The sequence below is a fragment of the Macromonas nakdongensis genome, assembly GCF_002837145.1.
Lineage (GTDB): Bacteria > Pseudomonadota > Gammaproteobacteria > Burkholderiales > Burkholderiaceae_C > Macromonas_B > Macromonas_B nakdongensis.
Map to the genome: position 1 here is coordinate 1 of NZ_NWMV01000128.1, position 5,682 is coordinate 5,682.

Consider the following 5,682-nt stretch of genomic DNA (forward strand, 5'->3'; position numbering starts at 1 on the left):
GCCCAGTTCTTTCCAATTGGGCAGCAGCTCGTTCAAGGCGATGGGGTCCATCACGGCGCCGGAGAGGATGTGGGCGCCGGGCTCGGAGCCTTTCTCCAAGACGCACACGCCGATCTCGGTCCCGCGCTCGGCGGCCAGTTGCTTCAGGCGGATGGCGGTGGACAGGCCACCCGGGCCGCCACCGACGACGACGACGTCGTAGTCCATCGCTTCGCGCGGGCCTTGTTGTTCGAGCAAATTAAGGGGGGTTTTCATGGGCGGTGCTCTGTCTCGGTTTTTTTTGAAAGGAGAACACAGGAAAGCTGACGCGAACCTGTCTTCGAGGCGACCGATTTTAGGGGGCGTGCGTGCACAATCTCTGTCGATCGCACGACATTGCAAGCACTTTAGGGGTAAAAACCGATGGCATACCAAATCGATCTGTCTGGCCGCGTGGCCTTGGTGACCGGCGCTTCCAGCGGTCTGGGCGCGCAGTTTGCCCGCACCCTGGCGCGCGCCGGGGCCGCGGTGGTGCTGGCCAGCCGCCGCACCGACAAGCTGCAGGACCTGCGCGTGGCCATCGAGGCAGAAGGCGGCGACGCCCACGTGGTGGCGCTGGACGTGACCGACCGCGATTCGATCGAGGCCGCCGTGGCCCACGCCGAAACCGAGGTGGGCCCGATCGACATCCTGGTCAACAACTCGGGCGTGAGCACCACGCAGCGCCTGCAGGACGTGAGCGAGGCGGACTACGACTTCATCATGGGCACCAACGTGCGCGGCGCGTTTTTTGTGGCGCAGGCGGTGGGCAAGCGCATGCTGGCGCGGGCCAAGGGCGCGGCGCCGGGCACCTACGTGGGCGGGCGCATCGTCAACATCGCCAGCATGGCGGGGCTGAAGGTGCTGCCGCAGATCGGGGTGTACTGCATGAGCAAGGCCGCCGTGATCCAGATGACCAAGGCCATGGCGGTGGAGTGGGGCAAGTTCGGCATCAACGTGAACGCGGTCTGCCCGGGCTACATCGACACCGAGATCAACCACCACCACTGGGACACCGAGGGCGGGCAAAAACTGATCGCCATGCTGCCGCGCAAGCGCGTGGGCCGCCCCGAAGACCTGGACGCCGTGCTGATGATGCTGGCGAGCAAGGAAAGCCATTTCGTCAACGGCGCGGTGATCGCCGCCGACGACGGTTTTGCCGTCTGACGGAGGGCGCATGAAACTGGAAGTCCCCGCGCAGAAAACCCTGATCCACACCATGACCGTACCCATCCGTTGGGGCGACATGGACGCGATGGGCCACGTCAACAACACGCTGTACTTCCGTTACATGGAAATTGCGCGCCTGCAGTGGATGTTCGAGTCCGGCGTGCCGGCCAACCCGCAGGGCGAGGGCCCGGTGATCGCCAACGCCTTCTGCAACTTCATCCGGCAGCTGGAGTTCCCGGGCGAAGTGCTGGTGCGCACCTACGCCGGCGCGGTGGGCCGCAGCTCCTTCGACACCTACCACGAACTGTGCCGCACCGACGACCCGGACACGGTGTACGCCAACGGTGGCGCCACGGTGGTTTGGGTGGACTTTCCGGCGCAAAAGTCGGCGCCCTTGCCGGTGCACCTGCGCGAGCGGCTGGTCTGAGGCCGCCGGCGGCACGCGTGGGCCGACCGACCGGCTTTGGCCGGTTCGGGGTGGTCAGGCGGCGGGCTTGGCCTTGGGCACGCGGCCCATCAGGTAGAACTCCGGGTTGGGCTGCAGGCCGCTGAAGCTGGCCATGCGGTTGCTCAGGCCAAAGAAGGCGGTGATGGCGGCGATGTCCCAGGCGTCCTCGTCGTTGAAGCCGTGCGCGTGCAGCGCGGCGAAGTCGGCGTCGTCGATCTCGTGGGCGTTCTGACACACCTTCATCGCGAAGTCGAGCATGGCGCGCTGGCGCGGGCTGATGTCGGCCTTGCGGTGGTTGATGGCGACTTGGTCGGCCACCAGCGGCTTTTTCTCGTAGATGCGCAGGATGGCGCCGTGCGCCACCACGCAGTACAGGCACTGGTTGGCGGCGCTGGTGGCGGTGACGATCATTTCCCGGTCGCCTTTGGTGAGGCCGCTCTCGCGCCCCACCGTTTCCGGCAGCATCAGCGCGTCGTGGTAGGCGAAGAAGGCGCGCCACTCGGCCGGGCGGCGGGCGAAACCCAAGAACACGTTGGGCACGAAGCCGGCCTTGTCCTGCACCTCCAGAATCTTGGCGCGGATGTCTTCGGGCAGGCTGTTGAGGTCGGGGAAGGGGTAGCGGTTCGTCTCCATGGGCTTTCTTCTGGTGGGGGTCAATCGTCGAGCGCGGCGCTCCAGCGCGCGTTCCAGTCGGCCGGGGGCCGGTCGTCGGGCGATGATCGCAGATCCTGCAACTGGCGCCTGTCGCGTTTGGTCGGTCGGCCCTGGGTGATGGCGTGGGCCGGTTCGGGTGCGAGTCGGTGGCGCTCGGCGGCCTGGGCGCGGGCCAGCAGCGAGGCGGCCGTCTCTTCGTACAGCAGGGCGGCCTGCGGGGCCGGGCCGCGAGCCGCGCTGAGGGCCCGCACCACCACCGTGCGCTGGCTGTGGCCGGCGGTGAAGGTGATTTCGTCGTCCACCTTGGGTTCGCGCGAGGCCTTGGCCGGCTGGCCGTTGATGCGCACCCGGCCTTTGTCGATCTCGTCGCCCGCCAAACTGCGGGTTTTGAAAAACCGGGCCGCCCAGAGCCATTTGTCGAGGCGGATCTTGGTGTTCTCGTCGGACGCTTTCATGGGGGTCCTGGGTCAGACCGAGGCACCCAGGTCCCGGGCCCGCTGGCGGCTGTCTGCTGCGACGCTGGGGTCGGGGGTCTGCTGCGTGGGCCAGCCGGCCAGGTGCCGTTCGCACAGGTCGGCCAGGGCGCGCATGCCGGGCGCGCTGTCGTTCAGGCAGGGGATGTAGTGGAACTCGCGGCCGCCGGCGTGCAGGAAGGCCTCGCGCGCCTCCTGGTCGATCTCTTCCAGGGTTTCGATGCAGTCGCTGCTGAAGCCGGGGCAGACCACGTCCACCCGACCGACGCCGGCCTGGGCCAACTGCACCAGGGTCGGTTCGGTGTAGGGCTCCAGCCACTTGGCCTTGCCAAAGCGGGACTGGAAGGTGACCGCGTAATCTTCCTTCTTGAGCCCCAGGGCCTCGGCCAGCAGGCGGCCGGTTTTGTGGCATTCGCAGTGGTAGGGGTCGCCCAGGTGAAGGGTGCGCTCGGGCATGCCGTGGAAGCTCATCACCAGCTTGTCGGGGCGACCGTGCGCCATCCAGTGTTGCTGCACCGAGGTTTTCAGCGCGTCGATGTAGGCCGGGTCGTCGTGGTAGTGGTTGACGAAGCGCAGCTCCGGCACGTAGCGCACCCGGGCGCCCCAGGCGTAGACCGCGTCGAACACGCTGGCGCTGGTGGCGCCGCTGTACTGGGGGTAGGCTGGCAACACCAGCACCCGGGTGCAGCCAGCGGCCTTCATGGCGTCGAGCTGGCTGTCGATGGACGGCTGGCCGTAGCGCATGGCGTAGCGCACGTCCAGGTGGTGGCCGCGTTCGCCCAGGTAGCCCTGCAGCAGCGCGGCCTGCTTGGCGGTCCAGACCTTCAGGGGCGAGCCCTCGGGCGTCCAGATGGTGGCGTACTTGGCCGCCGATTTTTTCGGCCGCACCCGCAGGATGATGCCGTGCAGGATCAGCCACCAGACGGCTTTGGGGATTTCGACCACGCGCGGGTCGGCCAGGAACTGGCCCAGGTAGCGCCGCAGCGCCGGGGCGTTCGGGGCGTCGGGCGTGCCCAGGTTGCACAGCAGCACACCGGTCTTGGCCGCTTGGCCGTGGGTGTAGGGGGGTTCTTTGCGAAAGGCCATGCGGTATTCTCGCCCACCTATGCTGAACCTCGCGCGCATCCGGGCCATCACCCTCGATTTGGACGACACGCTCTGGCCCATCTGGCCCACCATCGAGCGCGCCGATGGGGCGCTGCAGGCCTGGCTGGCCGAGCACGCCCCGGCCACCGCGGCCCTGCTGACCGACCCCGAGCAGCGCCGCGCCATCCGCGCCGCCGTCAACCGCGACCTGGCCGAGCAGGCCCACGACCTGACCCTGTTGCGGCGCGAGGCCATCCGGCGCGCCTTGCTGCTGGCCGGCGATCCCGAGGCGCACGCCGAGCCCGCGTTCGAGGTGTTTTTCGCCGAACGCCAGCGCGTCAGCCTGTACGAGGACGCGTTGCCCGCACTGCAGCACCTGGCTGCCCGCTTTCCGCTGGTGGCCCTGTCCAACGGCAACGCCGATGTGCAGCGCGTCGGCCTGGGGGCGCATTTCCACGCCAGCGTCAGCGCGCGCGAGCAGGGCTGCAGCAAACCCGACCCGCGCATCTTCCTGGCCGCCGCCGCCCGTGTTGGGGTGCCGCCCGAAGCCGTGTTGCACGTGGGCGACGACCCGGGCCACGACGTGCTGGGGGCGCTCGGGGCGGGCATGCAGACGGCCTGGATCAACCGCCAGGGGAGTGCTTGGCCGCATGCCGATGTGCGCCCCCATGTCGAGTGCGATAATTTGAAAAAACTGTGCCGCTGTCTGGATTGACCTTCGCAACGGTGGGAGACACAGCGGCGTGCCGACGGAGGGGGCGGCACCACCATGGCACTGACGATTCATGGCATCACCGCCTCTCGGGCGGTGCGGCCCTTGTGGGCGGCCGAAGAACTGGGGCTGGCCTACCGCCACGAACCCGTCCCCTACCAGGGCGGGGCGACGCGCTCGTCCGAATTCCTGGCACTCAACCCCAACGGCCACATTCCGGTGGTGGTGGACCACCGGCCCGAGGGCGATGTGGTCGTGTGGGAATCGATGGCCTGCGCGCTCTACATCGCCCGCCACCATGGCCGGGGCGATGGCAGCGATCTGTCCCCCGCCACTCCCGTCGAAGACGCCGAGGCCCTGCGCTGGGCGTTCTGGGCCATGACCGAGCTGGAAAAGGACGCACTGACGGTGCTGATGCACCGCGCCGCCATGCCGGCCGAGCAGCGCAAGCCCGAACTGGCCGAGCAGGCTGAAAAGCGCTTGCACGCGCCGCTGCGTGTGCTGGAGGCCCATTTGCAGGCACAGGCTGCGCGCGGCCAGGCGCACGTGGCCGCCGAGCGTTTCACCGTGGCCGACCTGTGTTTGGCCAGCGTCACCCACTGGCTCCATCCGGCGCGGACCCTGCTCGACGCCTTTCCGTCGGTGCGGGCCTGGTCGCTGGCCTGCCAAGCCCGTGCGGCCCTGCAACGCCTGCGCCACCCCGCCCGGACTGGCGCATGAACAGGTCTCCACGCCGGACGCGAGAGCGTCCCCACTGGACGGTGAAGACCAACCGCAACCTGCGGGCGGCTTGGTTGGCCTGTGCCTTCGTGTTTGTTTCGGTGCACCTTTGGGGCCAAGGGGCACCCCTGTGGGCCTGGCTGGGCGTGGCCCTGCAGTTTTTGGTGTACCCACAGGTCCTGTACTGGCGTGCCCGCCGTGCCCGCGACTCTTTGCGCGCCGAGCAGCACAATTTGCGCCTCGACAGCTTGTGCATGGGGGCTTGGGCCGCGGCCCTGGCGTTCCCCTTGTGGATCACGTTCACGCTCTTCGTCAACACCGCCATGGGCAACGCCATCAGCCAGGGGCGGCGGGGCATGGCCTGGTCGCTCGGCCTGTTCCTGGCCGGTGCGCTGGCGCTC

At 68.4% G+C, this 5,682-nt stretch carries 9 protein-coding genes; 5 read left to right on the top strand and 4 right to left on the bottom strand.

Going from position 1 to position 5,682, the window contains the following annotated elements; all coding sequences use genetic code 11:
- Positions 1-255, bottom strand: a 255-nt coding sequence (locus tag CON77_RS13890) for an NAD(P)/FAD-dependent oxidoreductase (protein WP_157826978.1), incomplete at its 3' end; no start/stop codon positions are given.
- 147 nt (positions 256-402) lie between these two features.
- On the opposite strand from CON77_RS13890, the gene CON77_RS13895 reads away from it, so the two are divergent.
- Both CON77_RS13895 and CON77_RS13900 read left to right on the top strand, forming a co-directional pair.
- Complete coding sequence (locus tag CON77_RS13895) at positions 403-1,185, top strand: SDR family oxidoreductase (protein ID WP_101050089.1); 783 nt, start codon at positions 403-405, stop codon at positions 1,183-1,185.
- Positions 1,186-1,195: 10 nt separating this feature from the next.
- Positions 1,196-1,615, top strand: a complete 420-nt coding sequence (locus CON77_RS13900) for an acyl-CoA thioesterase (RefSeq protein WP_101050091.1) — start codon at positions 1,196-1,198, stop codon at positions 1,613-1,615.
- A 54-nt stretch (positions 1,616-1,669) separates the two neighbouring features.
- Here CON77_RS13900 and CON77_RS13905 read toward each other — a convergent pair whose 3' ends face one another.
- From CON77_RS13905 to hemH, 3 genes are read right to left on the bottom strand one after another with little or no spacing between them, the layout of a single operon-like run.
- Positions 1,670-2,269: a peroxidase-related enzyme gene (locus tag CON77_RS13905; RefSeq protein WP_101050093.1), complete on the bottom strand. Its 600-nt coding sequence runs from the start codon at positions 2,267-2,269 to the stop codon at positions 1,670-1,672.
- Positions 2,270-2,289: 20 nt separating this feature from the next.
- Positions 2,290-2,745 (bottom strand): RNA-binding S4 domain-containing protein, encoded by a 456-nt coding sequence (locus CON77_RS13910; RefSeq protein ID WP_101050095.1) that lies wholly within the window; start codon positions 2,743-2,745, stop codon positions 2,290-2,292.
- A 12-nt stretch (positions 2,746-2,757) separates the two neighbouring features.
- On the bottom strand, positions 2,758-3,849 hold the full coding sequence (gene hemH / locus CON77_RS13915; RefSeq protein WP_101050097.1) for a ferrochelatase: 1,092 nt from the start codon (positions 3,847-3,849) through the stop codon (positions 2,758-2,760).
- 19 nt (positions 3,850-3,868) lie between these two features.
- Here hemH and CON77_RS13920 point away from each other — a divergent pair, with 19 nt between their 5' ends.
- The 3 genes from CON77_RS13920 to CON77_RS13930 all read left to right on the top strand — a co-directional run.
- Positions 3,869-4,564, top strand: a complete 696-nt coding sequence (locus CON77_RS13920) for an HAD family hydrolase (RefSeq protein WP_101050099.1) — start codon at positions 3,869-3,871, stop codon at positions 4,562-4,564.
- A gap of 54 nt (positions 4,565-4,618) precedes the next feature.
- The gene (locus CON77_RS13925) at positions 4,619-5,281 is read left to right on the top strand and encodes a glutathione S-transferase family protein (RefSeq protein ID WP_101050101.1); all 663 of its coding nucleotides are present in this window, start codon (positions 4,619-4,621) and stop codon (positions 5,279-5,281) included.
- A gap of 41 nt (positions 5,282-5,322) precedes the next feature.
- A partial coding sequence (locus CON77_RS13930) for an MASE2 domain-containing protein (protein WP_304442163.1) occupies positions 5,323-5,682 on the top strand: 360 nt, incomplete at its 3' end.